Origin of the sequence: Oryzomicrobium sp. (assembly GCF_036820405.1) — a bacterium.
Classification (GTDB): Bacteria; Pseudomonadota; Gammaproteobacteria; order Burkholderiales; family Rhodocyclaceae; genus Oryzomicrobium.
Window position 1 is genome coordinate 1 of record NZ_DAISLS010000001.1, and the last position, 24,914, is coordinate 24,914.

19 protein-coding genes and 1 tRNA gene are annotated in these 24,914 nt (G+C 67.1%); 7 read left to right on the forward strand and 13 right to left on the reverse strand.

Translation table 11 applies throughout. The annotated features are described in order from the left end of the window. Positions 1-31: 31 nt before the first annotated feature. Complete coding sequence (locus V7Z98_RS17810; protein ID WP_442951792.1) at positions 32-283, reverse strand: Arm DNA-binding domain-containing protein; 252 nt, start codon at positions 281-283, stop codon at positions 32-34. Positions 284-458: 175 nt separating this feature from the next. Continuing rightward, a tRNA-Asn gene (locus V7Z98_RS00005) sits at positions 459-534 on the reverse strand. 53 nt (positions 535-587) lie between these two features. Between V7Z98_RS00005 and V7Z98_RS00010 the strand changes: the two genes are divergently transcribed. Continuing rightward, positions 588-2,348: a hypothetical protein gene (locus V7Z98_RS00010; RefSeq protein WP_334156507.1), complete on the forward strand. Its 1,761-nt coding sequence runs from the start codon at positions 588-590 to the stop codon at positions 2,346-2,348. A gap of 95 nt (positions 2,349-2,443) precedes the next feature. Here V7Z98_RS00010 and V7Z98_RS00015 read toward each other — a convergent pair whose 3' ends face one another. Further along, entirely contained in the window at positions 2,444-3,652 is a 1,209-nt protein-coding gene (locus V7Z98_RS00015) for an amino acid aminotransferase (protein ID WP_334156508.1), read from the reverse strand. A gap of 156 nt (positions 3,653-3,808) precedes the next feature. On the opposite strand from V7Z98_RS00015, the gene uvrB reads away from it, so the two are divergent. Further along, positions 3,809-5,890, forward strand: coding sequence for an excinuclease ABC subunit UvrB (uvrB, locus tag V7Z98_RS00020; RefSeq protein ID WP_334156509.1), 2,082 nt, complete (start codon positions 3,809-3,811; stop codon positions 5,888-5,890). A 286-nt stretch (positions 5,891-6,176) separates the two neighbouring features. Then, positions 6,177-6,773: a low molecular weight protein-tyrosine-phosphatase gene (locus V7Z98_RS00025; protein WP_334156510.1), complete on the forward strand. Its 597-nt coding sequence runs from the start codon at positions 6,177-6,179 to the stop codon at positions 6,771-6,773. Positions 6,774-6,896: 123 nt separating this feature from the next. Here V7Z98_RS00025 and V7Z98_RS00030 read toward each other — a convergent pair whose 3' ends face one another. Next, positions 6,897-9,818, reverse strand: a complete 2,922-nt coding sequence (locus V7Z98_RS00030) for an Rne/Rng family ribonuclease (RefSeq protein WP_334156511.1) — start codon at positions 9,816-9,818, stop codon at positions 6,897-6,899. Positions 9,819-10,286: 468 nt separating this feature from the next. Between V7Z98_RS00030 and V7Z98_RS00035 the strand changes: the two genes are divergently transcribed. The 4 genes from V7Z98_RS00035 (at position 10,287) to V7Z98_RS00050 (ending at position 13,358) form a co-directional block, all read left to right on the forward strand. Further along, the gene (locus V7Z98_RS00035) at positions 10,287-11,264 is read left to right on the forward strand and encodes an RluA family pseudouridine synthase (protein WP_334156512.1); all 978 of its coding nucleotides are present in this window, start codon (positions 10,287-10,289) and stop codon (positions 11,262-11,264) included. Beyond that, on the forward strand, positions 11,248-11,904 hold the full coding sequence (locus V7Z98_RS00040; protein WP_334156513.1) for an HAD-IIIA family hydrolase: 657 nt from the start codon (positions 11,248-11,250) through the stop codon (positions 11,902-11,904). Before V7Z98_RS00035 ends, V7Z98_RS00040 begins: the two co-directional genes overlap by 17 nt. Then, complete coding sequence (locus V7Z98_RS00045) at positions 11,904-12,299, forward strand: Rieske (2Fe-2S) protein (RefSeq protein WP_334156514.1); 396 nt, start codon at positions 11,904-11,906, stop codon at positions 12,297-12,299. The genes V7Z98_RS00040 and V7Z98_RS00045 overlap by 1 nt, the downstream gene beginning before the upstream one ends. A 72-nt stretch (positions 12,300-12,371) precedes the next feature. Then, entirely contained in the window at positions 12,372-13,358 is a 987-nt protein-coding gene (locus tag V7Z98_RS00050; RefSeq protein WP_293262654.1) for a S49 family peptidase, read from the forward strand. 79 nt (positions 13,359-13,437) lie between these two features. Here the strand turns inward: V7Z98_RS00050 and V7Z98_RS00055 are convergent, their stop codons facing one another. The 9 genes from V7Z98_RS00055 to V7Z98_RS00095 form a co-directional block, all read right to left on the reverse strand. Continuing rightward, positions 13,438-14,925 (reverse strand): sulfite reductase flavoprotein subunit alpha, encoded by a 1,488-nt coding sequence (locus V7Z98_RS00055; protein ID WP_334156515.1) that lies wholly within the window; start codon positions 14,923-14,925, stop codon positions 13,438-13,440. 87 nt (positions 14,926-15,012) lie between these two features. Then, the gene (locus V7Z98_RS00060; protein ID WP_334156516.1) at positions 15,013-15,828 is read right to left on the reverse strand and encodes a DUF4198 domain-containing protein; all 816 of its coding nucleotides are present in this window, start codon (positions 15,826-15,828) and stop codon (positions 15,013-15,015) included. A 136-nt stretch (positions 15,829-15,964) separates the two neighbouring features. After that, positions 15,965-16,132 (reverse strand): hypothetical protein, encoded by a 168-nt coding sequence (locus V7Z98_RS00065; RefSeq protein WP_334156517.1) that lies wholly within the window; start codon positions 16,130-16,132, stop codon positions 15,965-15,967. A 113-nt stretch (positions 16,133-16,245) separates the two neighbouring features. Continuing rightward, complete coding sequence (locus V7Z98_RS00070) at positions 16,246-16,770, reverse strand: DUF2271 domain-containing protein (protein WP_334156518.1); 525 nt, start codon at positions 16,768-16,770, stop codon at positions 16,246-16,248. A 24-nt stretch (positions 16,771-16,794) separates the two neighbouring features. Beyond that, positions 16,795-17,448, reverse strand: coding sequence for a PepSY-associated TM helix domain-containing protein (locus V7Z98_RS00075; RefSeq protein WP_334156519.1), 654 nt, complete (start codon positions 17,446-17,448; stop codon positions 16,795-16,797). 8 nt (positions 17,449-17,456) lie between these two features. Continuing rightward, positions 17,457-18,137, reverse strand: a complete 681-nt coding sequence (locus V7Z98_RS00080) for a Fe2+-dependent dioxygenase (protein WP_293262669.1) — start codon at positions 18,135-18,137, stop codon at positions 17,457-17,459. A gap of 114 nt (positions 18,138-18,251) precedes the next feature. Continuing rightward, the gene (locus V7Z98_RS00085) at positions 18,252-20,540 is read right to left on the reverse strand and encodes a TonB-dependent receptor (protein ID WP_334156520.1); all 2,289 of its coding nucleotides are present in this window, start codon (positions 20,538-20,540) and stop codon (positions 18,252-18,254) included. A gap of 420 nt (positions 20,541-20,960) precedes the next feature. Beyond that, positions 20,961-22,064 (reverse strand): alpha-hydroxy acid oxidase, encoded by a 1,104-nt coding sequence (locus V7Z98_RS00090; RefSeq protein WP_334156521.1) that lies wholly within the window; start codon positions 22,062-22,064, stop codon positions 20,961-20,963. A 260-nt stretch (positions 22,065-22,324) separates the two neighbouring features. Then, positions 22,325-24,901 carry a [protein-PII] uridylyltransferase gene (locus tag V7Z98_RS00095; RefSeq protein ID WP_334156522.1) on the reverse strand — a complete coding sequence of 859 codons (2,577 nt, stop codon included), beginning with the start codon at positions 24,899-24,901 and terminating at the stop codon, positions 22,325-22,327. Between the last annotated feature and the right edge of the window lie 13 nt (positions 24,902-24,914).

Here is a 24,914-nt window from a genome sequence, read left to right on the forward strand (position 1 = left end):
TTCGAGGATGCTCAAAAAGCTTAAGCCGGTGTCAGCCGAACCGGCAGCAGCCCAGGCGGAGGAACTCATAGGCAGCAGCTCTTGCCTCATGCAAGGAGATAAGAGGCCATCGGCCAATAGTCTTGTAGTGGCCCCGGGTGCGGACCACAAACCGCTTATGGCGGCCCGAAACTTCAACTTGGAAGCCGGGAAGCTTTGCATCCAGGACCGTAAAACGGGAGCGAGAAACTCCTTGTAGGGTCTCTAGGAGGGCGTCAGTGAGGGGAAGGCGGTGCGGGGGCATGTCTCGACTGCAAAACTGCTACAAAACTGCTACGAATTGCAGTCTTGCGAATCGAGTACAAAGGCTGGCTTTTGCTTATGAATCAAGGGGCCGGGTTGTGTCCATTTTGGACACACTTTTGGGCACACCTACAAAGCAAAAGGGGCTGCGCCTTAACGCAACCCCTTGTTTTGTTTGGCTCCCCGACCTGGGCTCGAACCAGGGACACACGGATTAACAGTCCGTTGCTCTACCGACTGAGCTATCGGGGAATCGCGTTGATGCAGTTTGTTGCTGCGTCGTTGCGAGAGCCCGAATAATAGAGATGCACCGTACCCAAGTCAACACTTTTCTTGCGAGAATGTCGTTTATGGATGAAAACCTCGTTTATTCCAAGACTTCCGCAGGCGAAGAGGCGGTGCGGCAGCGGACCCGGGTGGTCCAGCGCAATCTCCGCATGGTCCTTATCCTGGTGGACGGCAAGACCACGGCCGGAGAATTGTCGGCCAAGGTGGGCAATCCCCAGTTGGTCGAGCAGTCGTTGCGCGAACTGGAAGAAGATGGCTTTATCGCTCCGGCGGACGAGGCGGCCTCGAAATGGGCACGCAGCTTTGCCAATCTTTACCAGTCGGCAAAACCGGGGACGCCCGAACGGCCCGTCCAGAATCCCAGCACCCTGACGGTGCCGGAGGTTTCTTATTTCCACGGGCCGAGCAGCCGCCCGGGGATGGTGGATGAGGTTGAGGAAGAGGAGGGCGAGCAGCGACAGGCAACCGCCGCTCCGCCAGAGGCAGCCCTAGCAGCACCGCCCGCCGGCCCTGGCCTGTTCTCTCGTTTGGGCGCCACATTCCACAGCCGGAAGATTGGGCGGTCCAGCAAAAAAGGGCCGAATAAGTTGCTGTTTGGCCTTGTGGCCGTCGTACTGCTAGTGATCGGCCTGTATGCATCGCTGCCGCAGCAGCGCTACCGGCACGAGCTGGAAGCGGGACTGACGGCAGCCCTGGGCAGCCCGGTGAGCGTGGAGCGGCTCGGATTTGGCTGGGCCGGGCAGCCGGCCTTGCTGGCGAAGGTCAGCAAGGTGGGCGATGGGACCATCAGCCTGGGCGAGGTGGCCCTGGTGCCGCGTTGGGGCAGCCTGTGGTCGGAGCGCCCTGGCTGGCGGCGCATCGAGGTCAATGGCGCGCAATTGCCGCTGGCGGCGGTCGCCGGCCTGCCGACGGTCGCCGAGCGCCTTGGTGCTTCGGGCGAACCGGCCCGGGTCGTGCTACGGGATGCACTGCTGACGCTCGGCCCTTTGGCAGTCGCCGGCCGTTGGCGCGCCGACTCGGCCGGTGGCGAATCGGTGCAACTGGATAGCGACGATGGCACCTTGCACGCCATCGTGAGCCGGCGGGCCGATGGCGTGGCCGTCAGCTGGCGGGGCCTGGGGTGGAACCCATCCGGCGGTAGCCGTTGGGCCGTGGATCAAGTGGAAGGCGAGGCACTGGTCGAGCCGACAACGAGCGACGCCGTTACCGTGCAGTTGCGCAAGGTCGAAGCCCTGGCCCTGGATGGCCGCTGGCAAGGCGAGGCGCGCCTGGAGGTGCGCGGTGGGCGCATCGCGCTGGAGGGGCGCGCCGCCCTCAAATTCGTGGCCGGGAACCGGCTCGCGTCCCTTGGATTGGTGCCGGTGAAGATTCAGGGGCCTTGCTCCGCCGAGTTGGCGGTGCGCGCCCAGGGGAAGGATTGGGACGCGCTGCTGGCCGGGATGGCTTTCGAGGGGCCGGTCACCGTTGGCAAGGGGGAGCTCACCGGTATCGACCTGCTCCAGTCGGTTCGGGAAGGAGGTGCCAGTCTGACCCGGGGCGGCGTCACCAGCTTCGACAATCTGACCGGCCGCATCCGCCGCGATGGCCGCGGTACGGCGCTGACCGGATTGACCTTGCAGTCGGGGCTGATCGGCGCCAGCGGCCGGGTGGCCGCAGATGGCAACGGCCGGCTCGACGGCCTGTTCGACGTGCAGCTGCGAGGCAGCGCCAATCAGTTGCGCGCCCAGCTGGTCTTGACGGGCACGGCGGCCGATCCCCAGCTGCGCCGCCTGAGATAAACAGTCGGCAGACAGCAGGAAAGGGCGTAGCGGTCGCCAAACGAAAAACGCTCCCGAAGGAGCGTTTTTCGTTACGGCGTTGCGCCAGTAAAGACTTAGCCCTTCAGCACCTGGGCGATGCCATCGGCCACGTAGTCGATGTTCTTGGCGTTGAGGGCGGCCAGACAGATACGACCGGTGGACACGGCGTAGATGCCGAAGTCCTTCTGCAGGCTGTCCACCTGGGCGGCGGTCAGGCCGGTGTAGGAGAACATGCCGCGCTGCTTCACCACGAAGGAGAAGTCCTGCTGCACACCCTTGGCGGCCAGCTTTTCCACCAGGCCGGTGCGCATGGCGCGGATGCGGTCACGCATGCCGGCCAGCTCGGCTTCCCACTGGCCGCGCAGCTCGGGGCTGCCCAGCACCGCGGCGACGATGGCGGCGCCGTGGATCTGCGGGTTGGAGTAGTTGGTGCGGATCACGCGCTTGAGCTGGGACAGGACCCGAGCGGATTCTTCCTTGCCGGCGGTGACGATGGACAGGGCACCGACGCGCTCACCGTACAGGGAGAAGCTCTTCGAGAAGGAGCTGGAAACGAAGAACTGCAGGCCCGAGGCGGAGAACAGGCGGACTGCCACGGCGTCCTGGTCGATGCCTTCGGCAAAGCCCTGGTAGGCCATGTCGAGGAAGGGCACCAGGCCTTTTTCACGGCAGACTTCGACCACTTCAGCCCATTGGGCGTCGGACAGGTCGGCACCGGTGGGGTTGTGGCAGCAGGCGTGCAGGACGATCACCGAGCCGGCGGGCAGGGTGAGCAGCTTGGCCTTCATGCCGTCGAAGTTCACGCCGCGGGTGGCCGCGTCGTAGTACGGGTAGGTGTCCACCGGGAAGCCGGCGGCCTCGAACAGGGCGCGGTGGTTTTCCCAGGAGGGGTCGCTGATGTAGATCGTGGCGCCGGGGTTGAGGCGCTTCAGGAAGTCGCCACCGATGCGCAGGGCGCCGGTACCGCCGATGCCCTGGGCGGTGACCACGCGGCCAGCGGCCAGCAGGTCGGAGCCGGCACCGAAGAGCAGGTTCTGCACGGCCTGGGTGTAATTGGCCGGGCCTTCGATGGGCTGGTAGCCACGGGGCGGGGCCGCTTCGAGGCGGGCTTTTTCAGCGGCCTTGACGGCGGCCAGCAGCGGAATCTTGCCGTTGTCGTCGTAGTACACGCCAACGCCCAGGTTGACCTTGGTGGCACGGGTGTCAGCGTTGAAGGATTCGGTCAGTCCGAGAATCGGATCCCGAGGGGCCATCTCGACGGCGGCAAAGATCGAGGAAGTCATAGGTGCTCCAGAAAGCTCCAAAGAAAGGACAACAGGGGTGGGCAGGAACGCAACCGGGAAGCCCGGCCACTAAACCCCTAGAATAGACGGAATCCCCCCGGAAAACCCGGGGCGCAATTCCACCGCGCCCGTTTTTGAAAAACACAAAATCTTAACATGGCTGAAATCGCAAAACTCGCCGATCACCGCCCGGAGGCGGGCACCCAGGTGGTGACCTATCCCGGCAGCCCCTACCGTCTGCACCAGCCGTTTCCGCCGGCCGGCGACCAGCCGGCGGCGATCCGCCAACTGATCGAGGGGCTGGAGGACGGCCTGTCGTTCCAGACCCTGCTCGGGGTGACCGGGTCGGGCAAGACCTACACCATGGCCAACGTGATCGCCCGTACCGGCCGGCCGGCCCTGGTGCTGGCGCCGAACAAGACCCTGGCGGCCCAGCTCTACGCCGAGATGAAGGAGTTCTTTCCGGAAAACGCGGTGGAGTATTTCGTTTCGTACTACGACTACTACCAGCCGGAAGCTTACGTGCCGTCCCGGGACCTGTTCATCGAGAAGGACTCGTCGATCAACGAGCACATCGAGCAGATGCGCCTGTCGGCCACCAAGTCGCTGCTGGAACGGCGCGACGTGGTGATCGTGGCCACCGTGTCGTGCATCTACGGCATCGGCGACAAGGACGACTACCACACCATGATCCTGCACGTCCGCAAGGGCGACAAGATCGGCCAGCGCGACATCATCGAGCGCCTGGCCACCATGCAGTACACCCGCAACGAGATCGATTTCCGCCGCGGCACCTTCCGCGTCAGGGGCGACGTGATCGACATCTTCCCGGCCGAACATGCCGAACACGCCATCCGTATCAGCCTGTTCGACGACGAGGTGGACGGGCTGACGGTGTTCGATCCCCTGACTGGGCAGATTCTGCACAAGCTGCCGCGCTTTACTGTATATCCATCCAGTCATTACGTGACGCCCCGGGCTACGGTGCTGCGGGCGGTGGAGGCAATCAAGGCCGAGTTGCGCGAGCGCAGCCAGTATTTCCTCTCCACCGGCAAGCTGGTAGAGGCCCAGCGCATCGAGCAGCGCACCAAGTTCGACCTGGAAATGCTCAACGAGCTGGGCTTCTGCAAGGGCATCGAGAACTACTCCCGCCATCTTTCCGGGCGCAAGGCCGGCGAGCCGCCGCCGACCCTGATCGACTACCTGGCGCCGGACGCCCTGATGTTCATCGACGAATCCCACGTGGCCATCGGCCAGGTGGGTGCCATGTACAAGGGCGACCGCTCGCGCAAGGAAAACCTGGTGGAGTACGGCTTCCGCCTGCCCTCGGCCATGGACAATCGGCCCCTCAAGTTCGACGAGTTCGAGGCCATGATGCGCCAGACCGTCTTCGTCTCGGCGACACCCTCGGACTACGAGTCGACCCATGCCGGCCAGGTGGTGGAGCAGGTGGTGCGCCCCACCGGCCTGGTGGACCCGGAAGTGATCGTGCGCCCGGCCATGACCCAGGTGGACGACGTGCTGTCGGAAATCCGCAAGCGCATCGCCCGCGAAGAGCGGGTGCTGGTGACCACCCTGACCAAGCGCATGGCCGAGGATCTGACCGATTACCTGGGCGAGCATGGCGTCAAGGTGCGCTACCTGCATTCGGACATCGATACGGTGGAGCGGGTCGAGATCATCCGCGACTTGCGCCTGGGTGAATTCGACGTGCTGGTGGGGATCAACCTGCTGCGCGAGGGCCTGGACATCCCGGAAGTGTCCCTGGTGGCGATTCTGGATGCCGATAAGGAAGGCTTCCTGCGCTCCGAGCGCTCCCTCATCCAGACCATCGGCCGAGCGGCGCGCAACCTCAACGGTACCGCCATCCTTTACGCCGACAGGATCACCGACTCGATGCGCCGCGCCATGGACGAAACCGCCCGACGCCGGGAAAAGCAGGTGGCCTTCAACACCGCCCACGGTATCACGCCGAAGGGGGTGACCAAGCGCATCAAGGACATCATCGACGGCATCTACGATGCCGATGCCGCCCAGGAAACCCGTAAGGCGGCCCAGGAGCGGGCCCGCTATGCGGCGCTGGACGAAAAGGATCTGGCCAAGGAAATCAAACGCCTGGAGAAAGCCATGCTCGAACACGCCAAGAACCTGGAGTTCGAAAAGGCCGCCGCCGCCCGGGACGAATTGTTCAAGCTCAAGGAGCGGGCATTCGGGGCTGCGGTGCACGACGAGGAGTGATGCGTTTTCACGGCGCCAATGAGGCGGCGGGGAAGAAATCCGAATCGATGTAAAACATCAATTTCAATAATTTCAATAGCGCCGGATTAAATAAGCGGGGCGTATGAAACCCCTTTATTTACATTTGCTTGTATTTCTTTGATGCAATGCAAATTGCACAAACCCGACCTGGGTGGCATCCTACAATGGAAAAATAAGCGAGTGATTCGAATGACGCGCTTGCACGTCCCGGCCGCTGTGGCTGGTGGTTCGTGTTTCGTGCAACGCATTGAATGGCAAGGTGTTTATGAAAATACTATTCGTTTGCATGGGGAATATCTGCCGTTCCCCGACCGCTGAAGGCGTATTTCGCCACTTTGTCACCAAGGCCGGATTGGCCGATCTGATCGAAATCGATTCTGCCGGCACGCACGGCTATCACGTCGGCGAGGCGCCCGATTCCCGAACCCAGCGCGCGGCGGCGACCCGGGGCTACGATCTGTCCAGCCTGCGGGCCCGCAAGGTGGCGCCGGCGGACATGGATTATTTCGACCTGATCCTGGCCATGGACCGCTCGAACCTGGACAACCTACGGCGGCTCTGCCCGCCGGAGCGCCAGCACCGGCTCAAGCTGTTCATGCAGTACGCCCGCCAGTTCGACGATTCTGAGGTGCCGGACCCCTACTACGGGCTGGGCCACGGCTTCGATCTGGTCCTCGACATGGTCGAGGATGCTTCCCAGGGATTGCTGGCCTCGATTTGCCGCGAACTGGGCAAGGAGCACATGCTGGCCCCCAAGGAAGAGCAACAGGCCGGCGGCAAGCCCCAGGAGTCGGGCGCCGGCGTGGATCTGCAACTGCCGACGCTGCAGATTCCCCCGCTTGGGGCTAAGGCCCTGCACTGAGCCTTTCGGGCTGCTGAACCCCTAAACCCGTATCGACGAAAACGAAATAACCAAAGACAAAGGGAGCCGCAAGGCTCCCTTTGTCTTTGGGTGGCGCCCCGGGAAGGGGCGCCTGGATAGTGCTTAGTGCTGCTCGCCGGCGGGACGGGTTTCCACCATCACCAGGGGCTCGGAGCTGGTCGCCTGCTGCGGCCGACGCACCGCACGGCCGCGGGGGGCGGTCGGTTCGGGCGTGAAGGCGGGCGCATTGCCGGACTGGGTCTCGATCATTTCCAGCCCGGAACTGGCCAGGACTTCTTCCAGCTTCGGCGCGGCCGGGGCCGGCACCACTACCGGGGCGGGCGTGGCCGGAGGCGCCAGGGGGGCAGGCGCGGCAGCGGCCACGGGTTCCGCGACGGGCGCGGCAACCGGAGCAGCTTCAACCGGCTCGGCAGGCTGAGTAGCAGGGGCAGCCTCGGTGGCAACCGGAGCCGACGCTTCGACCTGGACCGGCTCGTTGATCGCCGCAGGGGCGGGAGCTTCGACGGCCTGGGGTACGGCAGCAGCTTCTTGGGCCGGGGCGGGAGCGGCTTCGACCACCGGAGCAGCGACTTGAGGCGCCGGGGTTGCAGCAGCGGGGATGGTCACGATGACAGGCTCGGCATTTTCGGCCGGCAGGTCGGCCGCAGCCGGTTCCTGGGCCGCGGTTTCACCGGCGGCTTCCTGAGGACGGCGCTCGCCGCGTTCCCGACGGCCACCACGGCGGCCACGGCGGCGGCCGCCTTCCTCAGCACCGGCTTCGGGGGCTTCACCAGCCTGGGCCTCGCCAGCGGGAACGGCTTCAGCAGCAGCGGCCACGGCAGCTTCAGCGGCGGCGCCGGTCAGCAGGGTTTCGGTTTCGGCCACGGCTTCGGCCTGAGGCTTGGCTGCGCGTTCGCCTCGCTCGCGGCGGCCTTCGCCACGCTCACGGCGCTCGCTGCGCTCCGGACGTTCCTGGCGTTCGCCCTGCTGGGCGGCCTGGGTTTCCTCCGCGCCTTGCGGGGCACGCTCGCGGCGGCCTTCGCCACGGCTGCGGCGGGTTTCACCGGCTTCGCGCGGTTCCCGTGCTTCCCGAGGCTCGCGGCCTTCGCGGGGCTGCTGGGCGGGACGGGCTTCCTGGTTACGGCTGCGGCCCTGGCTTTCACCACGTTCGCCACGACCTTCCCGGGCTTCGCTGGGGCGGGTTTCGCCACGCTCGCTGCGTTCGCCGCGGCGGCCACGGCCTTCACCGCGTTCGCCATTGCGCCGGCCTTCGCCGCGACCTTCGCGCTGGCCGTTACGGCCGCGGGGCGCGGGGGCGGCCGGGGCGGCCTTCTCTTCGGGGCGGTTGCCGCTGAACCAGCCGAGGATGCGGGCGATGATGCCCGGCTCGCCGGCCTTGGCGGGCGTCTCGGCGGCCTTTTCGGCGACCACCGGAGCGGGTTGCTCCGGGGTCAGGTTCTTGATGGCGGCTTCCTGGCGCACCGGCTTGGCGCTGGCTTCGGTGGCCAGGGCCACTTCGTCGGCGGGCGCGTTGACCATTCGGTAGGACGGGGCGCGCACTTCTTCCTGGTTCAGGTCGTCGTGGCGCAGGCGGATGATTTCGTGAGCCGGGGTCTCCAGGTGCTTGTTGGGAATGAGCAGGATGGTGACCTTGTGGCGGAATTCGATCGCCTGGATGTCGTTGCGCTTTTCGTTGAGCAGGAAGGTGCCCACGTCCACCGGCACCTGGCAGTGCACGGCGCCCGTGTTTTCCTTCATCGCCTCTTCTTCGAGGATGCGCAGGATGTGCAGGGCGGCGGACTCGGTGGAGCGGATGTGGCCGGTGCCGTTGCAGCGCGGGCAGGGAATGTAGCTGGTTTCGGCCAGGGCGGGGCGCAGGCGCTGGCGGGACAGCTCCATCAGGCCGAAGCGGCTGATCTTGCCCATCTGCACCCGGGCGCGGTCGTAGCGCAGCGCGTCGCGCAGGCGGTTTTCCACCTCGCGCTGGTTGCGCTGGTTTTCCATGTCGATGAAGTCGATGACGATCAGGCCGCCCAGGTCGCGCAGGCGCAGCTGGCGGGCCAGTTCCTCAGCCGCTTCCAGGTTGGTGCGGAAGGCGGTGTCTTCGATGTCCTGGCCGCGGGTGGCGCGGCCGGAGTTCACGTCCACGGCCACCAGGGCTTCGGTGTGGTCGATCACGATGGCGCCGCCGGAGGGCAGGTTCACCTGCCGGCCGAAGGCGGTTTCGATCTGGTGCTCGATCTGGAAGCGGGAGAAGAGGGGAACGTCGTCCCGGTAGCGCTTGACCCGGCTGACGTTGGCGGGCATCACCGTGCCCATGAAGGCCTGGGCCTGCTCGAAGATCTCGTCGGTGTCGATGAGGATCTCGCCGATGTCCGGCTGGAAGTAGTCGCGGATGGCGCGGATGACCAGGCTGCCTTCCTGATAGATCAGCAGCGGGCCCTTCTGTTCGGAGGAGACGCCTTCGATGGCGGTCCACAGTTGCAGCAGGTAGTTCAGGTCCCACTGCAGCTCTTCGGCGCTGCGGCCGATGGCGGCGGTGCGGGCAATCAGGCTCATGCCGCCGGGGACTTCGATCTGGTCCATTATCTCGCGCAGCTCGGCGCGTTCGTCACCCTCGACCCGGCGGGAAACGCCGCCGCCACGGGGGTTGTTGGGCATCAGGACCAGATAGCGGCCGGCCAGGCTGACGTAGGTGGTCAGGGCGGCGCCCTTGTTGCCGCGCTCATCCTTGTCGACCTGAACGATCAACTCCTGGCCTTCGCGCAGGGCGTCCTGGATGCGGGCCTTGCTGACCTCGACGCCGGCCTGGAAATAGGCGCGGGAGACCTCCTTGAACGGCAGGAAGCCGTGGCGGTCGGCGCCGTAATCGACGAACGCCGCTTCCAGCGACGGTTCGATCCGGGTGATGACCCCCTTGTAGATGTTGCTCTTGCGTTGTTCCTTCGCGGCCGATTCGATGTCGAGGTCGATCAGCTTCTGACCATCGACGATCGCGACACGGAGTTCCTCGGCCTGTGTCGCATTGAAAAGCATTCGCTTCATTGTGGGCTCCCGCGCGCCGGCACGGACAGCCTCCCACTGCAGGGCAGCGAGGCGATTAGTTGTGCGGTTTCCTGTTGTGCATGAAGGGCCGTGAGAGCAACTAATATCCTGAAAATCGCTGGGGGTTTTGGGTAGCGTTGATGGGTCGGTAGGTGTTTTACCGGGTTTCAGCCAGAGGCGCCGTTGTGGGGCGTGCCGGGGAAACCGCTACTGTTCTGCATGGGCGGCTGAACGTGCGTTGCAGGCTGTAATGCTTGAGGCGCGCAAATCCAGTACCATCGCTGCTTTTTGGTGAGCGACATTAACCGTACGATTCGCGTTGGTCCGATCTTGCGCAGGTTCGCGCAAGCGAGGCGTCTGTGGCTGGCCACGGGTGTATTCCGATGCGTTGGAACGGGTCCGTTCGGTCTTACAGCGCAGCGCCCCTTTCAGGCCGGGACGTAAATCGCAGGAAGTATATATCCAAAAATGCCCGAGATTCAAAAAAGCGCGGTGAACCGCGTCGTTATCGACAACGACGATGCGGGGCAGCGCCTGGACAACTACCTGGTACGGGTGTGCAAGGGGGTGCCGAAAAGCCACGTCTACCGCATCCTGCGCAGCGGCGAGGTGCGGGTGAACAGCGGCCGGGTCGATGCCGCCTACCGGCTCCAGGCTGGCGACACGGTGCGCATCCCCCCCATCCGCCTGGCGGAAAAGCCGCCGGCCACCGCCACCGCCGAGGCCGGTATGCTGCGCGCCGACCTGCCGGTGGTCTATGAGGACGACGCCTTCCTGGCCATCAACAAGCCGGCCGGGATCGCGGTGCACGGCGGCAGCGGCCTTTCCTTCGGGGTCATCGAGGCCCTGCGCCGCCAGCGCCCCCAGGCCCGCTTCCTCGAACTGGCCCACCGCCTCGACCGGGAAACCTCGGGGCTGCTGCTGATCGGCAAGAAGCGCTCGGCCCTGACCGCCCTGCACGACCTGTTCCGCCACCACCGGGCCGACAAGCGCTACCTGGCCCTGGCCAAGGGGCGCATCGAAAAGCCGGTGACCCACGTCCAGGCGGCCCTGCACAAGTATCTGACCGAAGAAGGGGAGCGGCGCGTCTCGGTGCACGAGGACGGCAAGGCTTCCCACAGCATCTTCCGTCTGGTGGCCCGCTGGCAGAGCGCCTCCCTGGTGGAGGCCCAGATCAAGACCGGGCGCACCCACCAGATCCGGGTGCACCTCGACCACTTGGGCCATCCCATCCTGGGGGACGAGAAGTACGGCGATTTCGCCCTGAACAAGGCCCTGGCCAAGGAGGGGCTGAAGCGCATGTTCCTCCACGCCTGGCGGCTTACCTTCCCCCATCCCCTCACCGGGGAGCGGATCAGCCTCGAGGCGCCGCTGCCCGACGACCTCCACGCCTACCTCGGCCGCCTGTCGGCCCGGGAGCAACAAGATTATGGCGAAGCAATTTGATCTGATCGTTTTCGACTGGGACGGCACCCTGATGGATTCGGCGGCGGCCATCGTCACCGCCATCCAGGACGCCAGCCGCGACCTGGGGCTGACCGTGCCCTCCGACCGGCAGGCCCGCTACGTGATCGGCCTAGGCCTGGCCGACGCCCTGCACCACGCCGTGCCGGACCTGCCCCGGGACCGCTACCCGGAGATGGTGGAGCGCTACCGCCACCACTACCTGTCCCGGGACCAGGAGCTGACCCTGTTCCAGGGCGTGCCCGAGTTGATGATGGAGCTGCGCGAAGCGGGCTACGCTCTGGCCGTGGCCACCGGCAAGAGCCGCCTGGGCCTGGACCGGGCCCTCAAGGTGAGCGGCCTGGGCGGCCTGTTCCACGCCACCCGCTGCGCCGACGAATGCCATTCCAAGCCCCATCCCCAGATGCTGCTGGAGCTGATGGATGAATTCGCCGCCTCGGCGGAGCGCACCCTGATGATCGGCGACACCACCCACGACCTGCAGATGGCCGTCAACGCCGGCACCGGCGCCATCGGCGTCACCTACGGCGCCCACGTGCCGGAAGAATTGCAGGCCCTGGCGCCCCTGGCGGTGGTGGACGGCGTGGACGAACTGGGCGCCTGGCTGCGCCGTCACGGCTGATGGACGCCGCGGAGGACGCCGGCTACATCTGCGATTCCGCCAGCCTGGTGGATGGTGGCAAGGGCGTGCGCTTCACGGTGCAGCGCTACGGCGTGGCCGAGCCGGCCTTCGTCGTCCGCTTCGACGGCAAGGTTTATGGATTCCTCAACCGCTGCGCCCACGTTCCGGTGGAACTGGACTGGCAAGAGGGGGAATTCTTCGATCATTCAAGGCTATACTTGATTTGTGCAGTGCACGGTGCGCTTTACGACCCCCAGTCGGGGCGCTGCCTGGGCGGGCGCTGCAACGGGCGGGGGCTGGTGCCCGTACCGGTAATGGAGCGGGATGGCCGCGTGTTCCATGAGCCTTCCCCCAGTACTACTGCCCAGGTTATCCCCCAGGTTTCCAGCCTGTAATGCCGGCTGCATGTTTGTGCGTTAAAGTCGCACCCGCCGTACCTGTATCTATTCCTAGACCAATGAGTTTCCATGGCTGACTACCCCCAACCCGATTTCCAACCGAGCGGCAGTTCCGGCAATCCCGACCCTCAATGGGAGCGCAAGCTGCTCGAAAAGCTGGCGAGCGCCTCCCTGAACGAGCAGCGCGCCCGGCGCCGCTGGGGCATCTTCTTCAAGCTGCTCGCCTTCGGCTACCTGGCCGTCTTCCTGTTCATCGCCCTGGGCCTGGGCGGGGGCGACAAGCTGCCGGACGGCAAGCATACGGCGGTGGTCTACGTGCACGGCACCATCGACGCCACCGGCGCCGCCAGCGCCGAGAAGATCAACGCCGCGCTCCAGTCCGCCTTCGAGGACAAGGGCACCGCCGGCGTGATCCTGCGCATCAACAGCCCCGGCGGCAGCCCGGTCCAGTCCGGCATCATCTACGACGAGATCAAGCGGCTGCGCACCAAATACCCGGACACCCCGCTGTACGCGGTGGTCGAGGATCTGTGCGCCTCCGGCGGCTACTACGTGGCCTCCGCGGCGGACAAGATCTATGCCAACAAGGCCAGCCTGGTGGGCTCCATCGGTGTGCTGATGGACGGCTTCGGCTTCACCGGCACCATGGACAAGCTGGGCGTGGAGCGGCGCCTGCTTACCGCCGGCGAGAACAAGGGCTTCCTCGACCCGTTCTCGCCCCAGGAGCCCCAGCAGAAGGCCTACGCCAAGGCCATGCTCGAAGAGATCCACCGCCAGTTCATCGAGGCCGTACGCAAGGGCCGCGGCAACCGCCTCAAGGAAACTCCGGAAATCTTCTCCGGCCTGGTCTGGACCGGCTCCCAGGGCGTCAAGCTGGGTCTGGTGGACGATTACGGCACGGTGGACAGCGTGGCCCGCGACGTGATCAAGGCGGACAAGCTGGTGGATTTCTCGGTCAAGGAGAACCTGGCCGAACGTTTCGCCAAGCGCTTCGGCGCCGACATGGCCCAGAGCCTGGTGTTCAAGCTGTTCGGCGAAGGTCCGGCGGTGCACTGACCCGCGCGGCGTCTCTCAGCCAAGCAAAACGCCCATCCATCGGATGGGCGTTTTGCTTGGTGGCAACGGAGCAGAGGGCTCAGTACACGTCCCGCCGGTAGCGCCCTGCAACGGTCAGTTCGTCCAGGGCCGCCTCGCCGATCAGCTCGATCAGGGTGCGGTGCACCGCCTCGGCCATTCCCACGGCGTTGCCGCAGATGTAGATGGCCGCGTCCCGGGCCAGCCAGTCCCGCACCTGGGCGCCGGCTTCGCGCAGAAGGTGCTGGACGTAGACCGGCTCGGCCTGGTCCCGGGAGAAGGCCAGGTCCAGGCGCTGCAACAGCCCGCAACGCCGCCAGGCATCGATTTCGTCCCGGTAGTGGTAGTCGATGGCGGCGTTGCGTTCGCCGAAGATCAGCCAGGTGGGCGGGGCCGGTTCCGCGTGGGGCCCCGTGGCGGCGGCCCGGGCGCGCAGGTGGCCGCGCAGGCCGGCCAGGCCGGTGCCGTTGCCGATCAGGATGAGGGGGCGCCGGGCGTTGTCGCCCAGGCGGAAATTGCGGTGGGGACGCAGCCGGGCCATCACCGTGCCGCCCAGGGGCACGCCTTCGCTCAGCCAGCCGGAGGCGGCGCCCAGGCGGCCGTCGGGGCCGCGCTGCTGGCGCACCAGCAGATGCACCCGCCCATCGGCGGGAATCGAGGCGATCGAATATTCCCGGGGCGCCAGCAGGCGGCCGTCCGGGCCGGGGGGCGCGACCTGGAGCAGGTCGCCGGATTGCCACGATTCCCCTGACTCTCCTGATTCTCCTGACTCCAACGAGCACTCGGGTGCCCCGTCCCCCGCCGGGCCCGGCGGAGGGGCAAGTTCCAGGTGGAAGACCGGCCCGCCCCGGCTGCCCGGATTGAGGTGGCGGCGTACGCACAGGCGCCAGGGCGCGTACTCGGGGGCCTGCCAGGCCAGGGGGGCGGCATCGTCGCCGCCGGCCAGGTGGGCCAGGGCGTGCTGCCAGCGTTCCAGGGCGGCGGCGTCGCCGTTGTCGGCCTCGATGCGCTCGAACAGGGGCGTGGCGCCGGCGGCTTGCAGCCAGCCGTCGAGGCGCCGGCCGAAGCCGCAGAAGTGGCGGTATTCCCGGTCCCCCAGGGCGAGCAGGCCGTAGCGCAAGTGGGTCAGCAATGCCGGCTGGGCGGCGGTGGCGTCGAGCAGGCGGCGGACGAAGGCGGCGGCGTTGTCCGGGGCGTCGCCCTCGCCGCAGGTGCTGGCCAGAAACAGCACCGGGCGGCCGGTGTCGTTCCTGGCCAGCCGTTCCAGGGACAGGTCGCCTAGGGCTACGGGGCGGGCGGGCTGGCCGGCGGCGCGCAGGGCGGCGGCGCTGCGCTCGGCCAGCTCCTCGGCGAAGCCGGTCTGGCTGGCGTAGGCCAGCAGCACCTCACCGGAATTCCGGGGGGCGTCGGGGGGCAGGGTGGCGGCGGCCTGGGCGGCGCGCCGCCGCTTGTTGCGCTGGCCCAGGAAGACGGCAGAGCACAGGCCGGCGTAGGCCAGCACCACGGCCGCCGCCCCGGCAAGCCGGGAGGCGTCGGGGAGAATCGGCATCGTGGGATTGGTGAGTGGCGTTATGCGGCGCCGCCTGCGACCGGCCGGCGGGGAAGGGGCCGGACGGTCGCAGGCGGGAGGGGCGGGTTACTGGGGCAGCACTTCCAGGGTGACAGCGTAGGTCAGGCGCCGTTCGGCGGCGTCCTTGACCGTGGTGCGCTTGTCCTTGACCTCGGCTTCCAGCCAGTACATGCCGGCCTCGGGCCAGGTGAAGGCGATCTTGCCGTCGGCGTCGGTGGTCAGGCGGACTTCGCCGACCTGGTTGCGGTAGCGGGTCTGGCCGCGTACCAGGGCCACCTCGATGCCGGCGGCGGGCTTGCCGTCCACCAGGAAGCGGAAGCTGGCGGCTTCGCCGGCCACCAGGTCGTTGGGGTGGCTGGGGGCCACCGGCACCATTTCCAGGCCGACGCCGCTGGGCTTGAGGGGGCTGGGCTTGCCGACGGTGACGAAGGTCTCGATGCGGCCGACCTGCTCCCCGAGGCGCAGTTCGGTGGCGCCGGCAGGGATGTCCTTGGCGTAGCTGTCGATGCCGCCGCGGAAGCGCTTGGCTTCGCCGTTGAGCTTGTAGTTGCCCATGACGCCGTGGTTGACCACGGCCAGCCGGTAGGTGCCGGGCTGGGCCAGGTTCACGTCGAAGACGCTGCGCAGCTTGCCACGGGAGAGGTTGTCCACCGCCACCTTGTCGCCATTGGGGGCGGACACCGTCAGGTTGTCCAGGGCCAGGGGCATGTGGTTGAAGAAGAACAGGTCGTTGGAGACGGCGGCGTCCACGGTGATCCACTGGGCCTTGGAGAGGACGGTGGAGGAGGGTTGCAGCCAGACGTTGTGGGCCTGGGCGCTGGGGATGGTCCAGGCCAGGGTGAGGCCCAGGGCCAGGGCGGCGAGGGGAAGGGTACGGGGCATCGCGGACTCCTTGGGAAGTGGAAAAGGCGGCGAGAGAGGCGAAAGGGCGACGGAAGCGGATCGGGTGCGGCTTGGATGTGGCTTCGAAGGGGCGGGAAAGCGGATGGCGGAATCGGTGGAATCAGCGGCAACCGGGTCAGGTGGTGCGGCCTGCCGCCACAATTGCCGTCGATTTATTAATTTCCTTCATGTTTTCCACGGTGCGCTTGGTGAAACTCAAGAACTGGCGCGGACCTTGTTTTTTCCGCCAGGCGAATACTTGAATTTTATTAATGTATTGGCCGGCCCCATCCTTCGGCGCCACCGGCACGTGTGCACGCAGATGGCGGCCGGATGGCGGGCGGATTTGGGCCGGATTTTGGGTGGCTTGCGGATCGGTTGTGGTCGGTTGCGGGCGACTCAGGGACGGCGTGCACCTCAGGGCTTCAAGTCCACCACCACGCCGCCCAGCTCGGTCTTGCCCTGAGCCTTCAGCTGTTGCGGCTTTTGCGGCGGCCACTGGAAGGGCAGGTACACCACCTCGCGGCCGCCCACTTCCCGGGCGGCTTCCACGGCCAGGCGGTAGTCGCCGGCGGGGAGGCGGCCCAGGGGCTTGGCACCGTCGGCGAAGGTCAGCTTGTGCTTGCCCACCGCCCGGGTGGCGCTGGTCACCGCATCCATCGGCATCTCCTGCTCGCGGCCGCTGCGCCGCCACCACTGGCGCAGGTCCTGGAGCCACTTGGTGCCTTCCTTGTTGGGCTTCTTCAGGTCGTACCAGACCGCCAGGTTGGCGGCCACGGACTGGTCGGGGCGCTCGATCCACAGGGCCACGTAGGGGCGGTGGTACTCGGCCACGTTGAGGGCGGGAATCTCGATTTCCACCGTCAGGTCGGCGGCCGCGGCAGTGTGGGCGGCGCTGGCGGTGGCGAGGAGCAGTGCGGCAAGGGGCAGGGGATGACGCATGGAGGGCTCGTTGAGGTGGGGGGGTCAGTGAATGAAGAGGAGGGCGAGCAGGGCCGGGACCACCAGCCCCAGGCCGACCATGGGCCAGGTGGCGGGGCGGTTGCCGGCGTGGTATTTGAGGATGAGCAGGCCGGTGAGGGAGAACAGCAGGCAGGCGGCGGCGAAGACGTCGATGAACCAGCGCCAGGCGGTGCCAGTGTTGCGGCCCTTGTGCAGGTCGTTGAGGTAGGCGATCCAGCCCCGGTCGGTGCGCTCGTACTCCACCGCGCCGCTGTCCCGGTCGATGCGCAGCCAGGCGTCGCCGCCGGGGCGGGGCAGGGCCAGGTAGACCTCTTCCGGCGACCATTCCGCGTCCCGGCCGCTGGCGTTTACCCCCAGGGTGGTGTGGAGCCAGTCCACGAGCGGGGCGGGCAGGGGGGCGTTGGCGGCCTCCGTGGACGCGCCCTCCGGGGCCAGGCTGGCGCGCAGGGGGGCAGGCAGGCGGTCGGCGTGGCGGGTCACCCGGGGATGGGCGGGAATGTCGGCGGCGTGGTTGAGGGTGATGCCGGTGACGCTGAACAGCAACATGCCGAGCAGGCAGATGGCCGAACTGATCCAGTGCCAGCGGTGCAGGGTCTTCAGCCAGCCGGCGTTGCGCTGGCGCTGGGCGAAGTCGTTGCCGGACGAGGCTGCGGGCACGGCGGCGTTCACAGTTCGGCCCATTGGCGCAGCAGGTTGTGGTAGTGGCTGGTCAGGGCGATCACCTCGGGGTTGTCGCCCACCTGCTGGCGCAGCTTCTGGATGGTCACGTCCAGGTCGAACAGCATGGTGCGGCGCCAATCGTCCCGGACCATGCTCTGGGTCCACAAAAAGGAGCAGACCCGGGCGCCCCGGGTCACCGGCTCGACCCGGTGCAGACTGGTGGAGGGATAGACGATGGCGTCGCCGGCGGGCAGCCGGGCCACGTGGCTGCCATAGGTGTCCTCGACGATCAGCTCGCCGCCCTCGTACTCGTCCGGGTCGGAAAAGAAGAGGGTGGTGGAAACGTCGGTGCGCAGGCCCAGGGCGCTGCCGTGGGCGTAGCGGATGGCGTTGTCCACGTGGTTGCCGAAATGGCCGCCGCCTTCGTAGCGGTTGAAGTAGGGCGGCAGGATGCGCTGGGGCAGGGCGGCGGAGAAGAACAAGGGATTGGCCATCAGGGCGCCGGTGACGATCTCGCGCAGGCGGGCCAGGGCGGGGGAACCCTCGGGCAGTTGCAGGTTGCGCTTGGCCTGGGCCGACTGGACGCCGGTAGTGGCCTTGCCGTCGATCCACTCGGCCGCGGCGAGGATCTGGCGGCATTCGGCCACCTGTTCGCGGCTGAGAACTTCCGGTACGTGCAGCATCATGATGGTGTTTCCCTTGCCTCGTGGTGGTGTGATGGGCGGGCCGGGCGTCCCGCAAAAACGCAGAAGCCCCGCCCAGGCCGTGGCCGGCCGGGGCGGGGGCGTGGCGCGCCGCGCTTAGAACTTGATGATGCCCGTCAGCATGGCTTGCCGGCCCGGGGCCACGCTCACCATGTGGGTCGCGTAGGCCTTGTCGTAGTAGGTCTTGTCGAAGATGTTGTTCACGTTCAGGCGCACGCTGAAGGTCTTGTCGATGTCGTAGGTGGCCACGCCGTCGAAGCGCCAGTAGCTGGGCACCCACTTGGTGTTGGCGGTGTTGCCGTACACCTTGGACATGTAATAAGCGCCCCCGCCCAGGGTCAGCTTGGGCATCAGCTTGTAGGTGCTCCACAGGCTGAAGCTGTCTTCCGGGGTATTGGGGAACTGGTTGCCCTTGGTGGCCTGGTTGCTGGCGTAGGGGCCCACTTCCACCAGTTCGCTCTTCATGTGGGTGTAGCCGCCGAAGACCTGCCACTTGTCGGTGATGGCACCGGCAAAGCCCAACTCGAAGCCGTCGGTCTTCTGCTTGCCTACCGTGGAGTAGGTGTTGGCGTCCAGCTGGACCTTGGCGTTGGTCTTTTCCAGCGAGAACACGGCGGCGGTCAGCGCCAGCTTGTTGTTGAGCAGGTTCCACTTGGTGCCCAGTTCGAGGCTGCGCACCTTTTCCGGCTCCAGGTCCTTGATCGACAGGTTGGCGGCGCTGGTGTTGGACAGGTTGTCGGCGCCGTCGCCGGCGCTCATGCCCGAGGGGTTGGCGGCGGTGGCGTAGCTCAGGTAGATGCTGCCGTAATCGACGGGCTTGAACACCAGGCCGGTCTGGTAGCTGGTGAAGCTGCTGCTGGTGCCCATGTTCACCGTCGGCGCGGTGCCGTTGGTGGTGTAGTTGTTCACGTAGGAACGGAAGGTGTCGTGGCGCAGGCCCAGGTTGAGCAGCCAGTGCTTGTTCAGCGTCAGGGTGTCGAAGGCGTAGATGCCGCTGGTGTTGGTGGTGGTCTTCGCGCCGGAGGTGGCGCGGCCGACCGTGCCGGTCCAGGGATCGTTCGGGTTGGGATTGGCGATGTTGGCCAGGGAGTTGCCGACCACGTTGTAGCCGCGGCTGTCGGTTTCGATGTGGGTGAATTCCAGGCCCAGGGTGACGTTGTGCTTGACGCCGCCGGTGGAGAATTCACCGCTCAGTTGGGTGTCGTTGACCCAGGCTTCGGTCTCGGAATGGCGGCTCTTCTGGCTGCGCCACAGGTAGCCGGCGGGGATGGTGGTGTTGCCGGCAACGCCGCCGATGTTGCTCAGGACGATGTTGCCCGGGGTGAGGTTGAGGCCCCGGCTGTCGCCCGGGTTGGTGGCCACGTAGTCGTTGAGCGACTTGGTGTAGCGCGTGCCGTTGCGCAGGGTCCACTTGTCGTTGAGATCGTGCTCGATCTTCAGGGTGCCGCTGTCCACGTTGGTCTTGCGGAAATCCCGGCCCTTGAGGCCGTAGAAGTTGTTGCGGTTGACGTTCAGCGGGCCACCGTCGCCGTTGTACTGGAGCTGGTTGGCGGCGGTGTAGGGGTTGTTGTAGGGAATGCCGTAGTCCGGCATGTCGTCGGTCTCGTAGTGGTAGAGACCGGCGGTGACGCGGGTGGCGGTGCCCAGGCCGAAGGCGGCGGACAGATTGGCGCCCAGGTGGTCGTAATCCACGTCCTTGCGGCCTGGCACGTCGCCCTTTTCCTTGAGCAGGGTGAGGCGCACGGCGGCGGTGTCGGCGATCTGGCGGTTCAGGTCGGCGGTGCCGCGCAGGTAGGCGTCGGTGCCGATGCCGGCGGTCACTTCGTTGAAGTTGCCGAGACGGGCGTTCTTGGTCGTCATGTTGATGCTGCCGCCCACGGCGCCGCTGCCGCTGTAGGCGGAGTCGGCGCCCTTGACCACGTCGATCTGCTCGACGGCGAACATGTTGCGGGACTGGGAACTGGGGTCGCGCAGGCCGTCGATGAAGGTGTTGGCCTGGGAGTCGAAGCCGCGGATGAAGGGCCGGTCGCCCACCGGGTTGCCGCCTTCGCCCATGCCGAAGGTGATGCCGGGCACGGTGCGCAGGGCTTCTTGCAGGGTGGTGGCGTTGGTCTGCTGCAACACTTCCTTGGTGATGACCGTGACGGTCTTGGGGGTGTCGAGCAGCGGCGCGGTGTACTTGGTGGAGGCCGCGGTGTCGGCCTTGTAGCTGGCATCGGGAACCGAAGCGGTCACGTTCACGTTGGGCAGCACGGCCTCGCCGGCGGATTGGGCCAGAGCCGCGCCCGGGACGGAAATCGCCAGGGCGGTGGCGGTCAGGGCGGCGGTGCCGTTGAGACGCGGGTGACGGTCGAGCGGGTGCTTGCGGCTTTCGATGTGAGCCATGTAAGGGGAACTCCGGAGAGAGAAGTCAGTTGCTGGCTGGCTTCCCTTCCAATTCCCCCGGGCATCGCGGTCCCGGTGCGGAACGTCGGTGGTCCGCTATGGCTGGAGGGGTGGCTTGCTGTTGGCGCTTGTCGCGGTGCGTTGCCGTACCGCTTAATTTACGAAATGATAAGAAATCTCATTTGCAAAAGTCAAGATTTTGTTACATTCGTCAGCGCGACGGCAGCATGTTGTGTTGCGTAAATGACGACGGCCTGTGACGACGGTGGGTTGGCGGCCTGGGTTGGCGACCGCTGTGACGCGCGGCACGCAGATACGCGGCAACGAGGCCCGCAGGTCATGGGGCAGGATCGGGTGCGGCGTTCGCCATGCCGGGAGCGGTCAGCGCCTGGGGTGCCGCCGGCCGTGGGGGGGCGGGTTTTAGCGCCACAGCGTTGCCGGGCCGATGTCGGCCAGGGTGGCGCAACCGGTCAGGGCCATGGCCACTTCCAGCTCCTCACGCAGCACCTTGATGGCGTGGGCGGCGCCCAGGGGGCCGGCGGCGGCCAGGCCGTAGACCCAGGGGCGGCCCACCAGCACCGCCCGGGCGCCCAGGGCCAGGGCCTTGAGGATGTCGGTGCCGCGGCGGATGCCGCCGTCGAGCAGCAGGGGAATATCGCCGCCCACCGCGTCGGCCACCGCCGGCAGGGCCTCGATGGCCGCCGGCAGGGTGTCCAGGGTGCGGCCGCCGTGATTGGACACCACCAGGCCGTCCACCCCCAGGGCCAGGGCTTGGCGGGCGTCGGCGGGGGAAAGGACGCCCTTGAGGATCAGGGGCAGCCGGGTCAGGCCGCGCAGGGCCTCGATGTCCGCCCAGGTGGGGGCGGTGGCGAGGAGGCCGTCGAAGAGGGGGCTCTGGCCGGGGCGCAGATGGGCCAGGGGATTGGGCGGCGGGGCCATGTCGCGCAGGTTGGCGGCCTCCACCCCGGGGGGCAGGTGGAAGCCGGCGCGCTGTTCGGCGTTGCGCAGGCCGTTGATGGGGGCGTCCACGGTCACTACCAGGGCCCGGTAGCCGGCGGCCTCAGCCCGGGCCACCAGGTGCCGGGTGTAGCCCCGGTCGGGCTGGATGTAGAGCTGGAACCACAGGGGCGCCCGGGTGGCGGCAGCGATGTCTTCCAGGGGGACGCTGGCCAGGGTGCTGACCACCATGGCCGCCTCCAGGGCTTCGGCGGCCTGGGCTGCGGCCAGTTCGCCGGCGTCGTGGAAGAGGCGCTGGTAGGCCACCGGGGCGAGCAGGATGGGGTGGGCCAGGGCCTGACCGAACAGTTCCAGCCGGGTGTGGCCGCCGCCCACGTCGCCGAGGACGCGGCCTTGCAAGCGCAGGGCGTCGAAGGCGTCCCGGTTGCGCCGGTAGGTCAGCTCGTCCCCGGCGCCGCTGGCCAGGTAGGCCCAGGCGTTGTCGTCGAGACTGTGGCGGGCGTAGCGCTCATAGTCGGCGACGCAGGCGATGTCGCGGGGGATGGCGCTCAGGCAGGGAGTGGGCATGGCGGCAGTCGTTGGTCATTGATCGGCATGGATGATAGTGATTCTCATCCGCGAGTCAATGCCAGGACGCTACCGCCGGGGCCGGGCAGGTGGGTTCGCCGCGAGGTGGGCGAGAGGGATTAGGAGGGTGAGGGGGGCGAGAAAACCAAACCCCGCGCCAGTATTGGCTTTCAGCGGGGCGACCGGGGAACGCCGCGCCAGTGCTTGCTTTCCGGAAGAGCATCCCGGAGATCGAGCACTGGCGCGGGGTTTGGCCGGGGTCAGACCTGGAGCTCGTCCAGCAATTCGCTTTCCAGCTTGACCCGGCCGGCGCTGGAGGCCAGGTCGCCGCCGGAGAGGAGAAAGACGTCCTCGACCCGGTCCCCCAGGGTGGCGATCTTGGCGGTGTGCAGGTAGGCGCCGTGGCGGGTGAGGGTGGTGGCGATCTTGTAGAGCAGGCCGGGCCGGTCCGCCGCCACCAGGGAGAGGACGAACTGGGTGCCCTTTTCGTCGGGATGGATGCTCACTTCCGGAGTGATCGGGAAGTGCTTGACCTGCCGCGACAGCCGGCCGGTGGGGGGCGGTTCCGGGGTGCAAGGGTGGGACAGGCGCTGGGCCAGCTCGTGCTCCAGGTAGCTGACCAACTGGCGGTAGTCGTCCCGGCCCGAGACGTCGAGCAGCACGAAGCTGTCCAGGGCGTAGCCGTGGCGGGTGGTGTGCACCTTGGCATCGACGATGGAGAAGCCTTCCCGGCCGAAGAAGCCGCAGATGCGGGTGAACAGGTCGGGTTGGTCCGGAGCGTAGACCATCACCTGCAAGCCTTCTTCGTTGCGGTTGGGGCGGGCCTTGACGATGGGGGTCGGGGTGTTGATGCGGTAGTGCAGGTTGCGGGTGTGCCAGGCGATCTCTTCGGCGCTGTGGCGCAGGAAATAGACCGTGTCGAGCTGCTTCCACAGTCCCTCGTGCACCGTATCGGACAGGGCGAAGTAACGCAGCAGGCGCAGGGCCTCCTGCTGGCGCTCCTGGATCACGCCGTGGGGCTCGGGGGCGCCGCCCCGGCCCAGGACGTTGCGGGTGGCCGAGTACAGCTCTTCGAGCAACTGGCCTTTCCAGGCGTTCCACACCTTGGGGCTGGTGCCGCGGATGTCGGCCACGGTGAGCAGGTAGAGGGCCACCAGGTGGCGCTCGTCCCCCACCACCTGGGCGAAGTGCTTGACCACGTCCGGATCGGAGATGTCCTGCTTTTGCGCCACCTGGCTCATGGTCAGGTGGTGGCGCACCAGCCAGACCACCATTTCGGTGTCTTCCGGGGCCAGGCCGTGGCTTTCGCAGAAGGCCCGGGCGTCCGCTGTGCCCAGCTCGGAGTGGTCGCCGCCGCGACCCTTGGCGATGTCGTGGAAGAGGGCGGCGATGTAGAGCACCCAGGGGCGCTCGAAGCCGTTGATGAGGCGGGAGCAGAGGGGGTATTCGTGGGCGAATTCCTCCACGGCGAAGCGGCGCAGATTGCGCAGCACCTGGAGGATGTGCTGATCCACCGTGTAGACGTGGAACAGGTCGTGCTGCATCTGGCCGACGATGGCGCCGAAATTGGGCAGGTAGCGGCCCAGGATGCCGTAGGCGTTCATGCGCCGGAATTCGTGCACGATGCCCTGGGGGCTCTTGAACAGTTCGAGGAACAGGGCCCGGTTGGCAGGATCGGCGCGGAAGGCGTCGTCGATGCGGAAGCGGGCCCGGTACAGGGCCCGCAGGGTGCGGGCGGTCATGCCCCGCAGCTCCGGGTGACGCTGGAGCATCAGGAAGGCTTCGAGGATGGCCGAGGGCTGGCGCTCGAACAGGTCGTCGGCGCGCATTTCGAGCAGATCGTGGGCGGCCTGGAAGCGTTCGTTGAGCGGCCGGGTGGTGCCCGCCGGGGGCGGGAAGAGGCGCGCCCCCAGGTTTTGCAGCAGGATGGTGTTGAGTTGCAGCGCCGCCTTGGCCGAGCGGTAGTACTGCTGCATCAGGAGTTCGCTCTCGCGCCGGGTGGCGGTGGGCTCGAAGCCGAACATCTTGGCCACCGCGGTCTGGTGGTCGAACAGCAGCCGGTCCTCGCGGCGCCGGGTGTGCAGGTGCAGGCGGATGCGCACGTCGTCGAGAAAGCGCTCGACGCTGTTGATGAGCTGCTCCTCCTCGGCGGTGAGCAGCCCGGCGGCGGTCAGCTCGGCCCAGCTGGCGCCGATGCCGGCGGCCCGGGCGATCCACAGGATGACCTGGAGGTCGCGCAGGCCCCCGGGGCTTTCCTTACAGTTCGGCTCCAGGCTGTAGGGCGTCTCGTTGTAGCGCATGTGCCGCTCTTCCTGCTCCAGCTTCTTGGCCTTGAAGAAGGCCTTGGCGTCCAGGCGGCCGTGCAGGCCGGCCTGGAAGGTGCGGAAGAGGGTAGCGTCGCCGGCGAGCAGGCGGGCTTCGATCAGGGCCGTCTGCACCGTGATGTCGCCGTCGGCTTCGGACAGGCACTCGTCCACGGTGCGCACGCTGTGGCCGATTTCCAGGCCGATGTCCCAGAACAGGCTGACCAGCTGGGACAGGCGGGCTTCCTCGCCGATGCCCGGGGCGCCGGGCAGGAGAATCAGCAGGTCGATGTCCGAGGCGGGGAACAGTTCGCCCCGCCCGTAGCCCCCCACCGCCGCCAGGGCGAAGGTCGGCGGTAGCTCCAGCTCGCGCCACAGGTCGGCCAGGGCGCCGTCCACCACCTTGGCCCGGCCGTCGAGCAGGGCCCGGGTGTCGGCGTCGGCCAGGTAGGCGTCGCGCAGGGCGTCCTGCTCGGTCTTGAGGCGGTTGCGGTAGCGGGGGATCAGGTCGGTGGGCAGGTGCAGGGGGGCCATGGCGGACGCCGGT

Coding starts and splice junctions, on each gene's coding strand:
- V7Z98_RS00030 (WP_334156511.1), bottom strand. CDS start 9,818: ATGAAGCGAATGCTTTTCAATGCGACACAGGCCGAGGAACTCCGTGTC.
- V7Z98_RS00070 (WP_334156518.1), bottom strand. CDS start 16,770: ATGCGTCATCCCCTGCCCCTTGCCGCACTGCTCCTCGCCACCGCCAGC.
- V7Z98_RS00025 (WP_334156510.1), top strand. CDS start 6,177: ATGAAAATACTATTCGTTTGCATGGGGAATATCTGCCGTTCCCCGACC.
- V7Z98_RS17810 (WP_442951792.1), bottom strand. CDS start 283: ATGCCCCCGCACCGCCTTCCCCTCACTGACGCCCTCCTAGAGACCCTA.
- V7Z98_RS00010 (WP_334156507.1), top strand. CDS start 588: ATGCACCGTACCCAAGTCAACACTTTTCTTGCGAGAATGTCGTTTATG.
- uvrB (WP_334156509.1), top strand. CDS start 3,809: ATGGCTGAAATCGCAAAACTCGCCGATCACCGCCCGGAGGCGGGCACC.
- V7Z98_RS00060 (WP_334156516.1), bottom strand. CDS start 15,828: ATGCCCCGTACCCTTCCCCTCGCCGCCCTGGCCCTGGGCCTCACCCTG.
- V7Z98_RS00085 (WP_334156520.1), bottom strand. CDS start 20,540: ATGGCTCACATCGAAAGCCGCAAGCACCCGCTCGACCGTCACCCGCGT.
- V7Z98_RS00015 (WP_334156508.1), bottom strand. CDS start 3,652: ATGACTTCCTCGATCTTTGCCGCCGTCGAGATGGCCCCTCGGGATCCG.
- V7Z98_RS00035 (WP_334156512.1), top strand. CDS start 10,287: ATGCCCGAGATTCAAAAAAGCGCGGTGAACCGCGTCGTTATCGACAAC.
- V7Z98_RS00045 (WP_334156514.1), top strand. CDS start 11,904: ATGGACGCCGCGGAGGACGCCGGCTACATCTGCGATTCCGCCAGCCTG.
- V7Z98_RS00090 (WP_334156521.1), bottom strand. CDS start 22,064: ATGCCCACTCCCTGCCTGAGCGCCATCCCCCGCGACATCGCCTGCGTC.
- V7Z98_RS00055 (WP_334156515.1), bottom strand. CDS start 14,925: ATGCCGATTCTCCCCGACGCCTCCCGGCTTGCCGGGGCGGCGGCCGTG.
- V7Z98_RS00040 (WP_334156513.1), top strand. CDS start 11,248: ATGGCGAAGCAATTTGATCTGATCGTTTTCGACTGGGACGGCACCCTG.
- V7Z98_RS00050 (WP_293262654.1), top strand. CDS start 12,372: ATGGCTGACTACCCCCAACCCGATTTCCAACCGAGCGGCAGTTCCGGC.
- V7Z98_RS00080 (WP_293262669.1), bottom strand. CDS start 18,137: ATGATGCTGCACGTACCGGAAGTTCTCAGCCGCGAACAGGTGGCCGAA.
- V7Z98_RS00095 (WP_334156522.1), bottom strand. CDS start 24,901: ATGGCCCCCCTGCACCTGCCCACCGACCTGATCCCCCGCTACCGCAAC.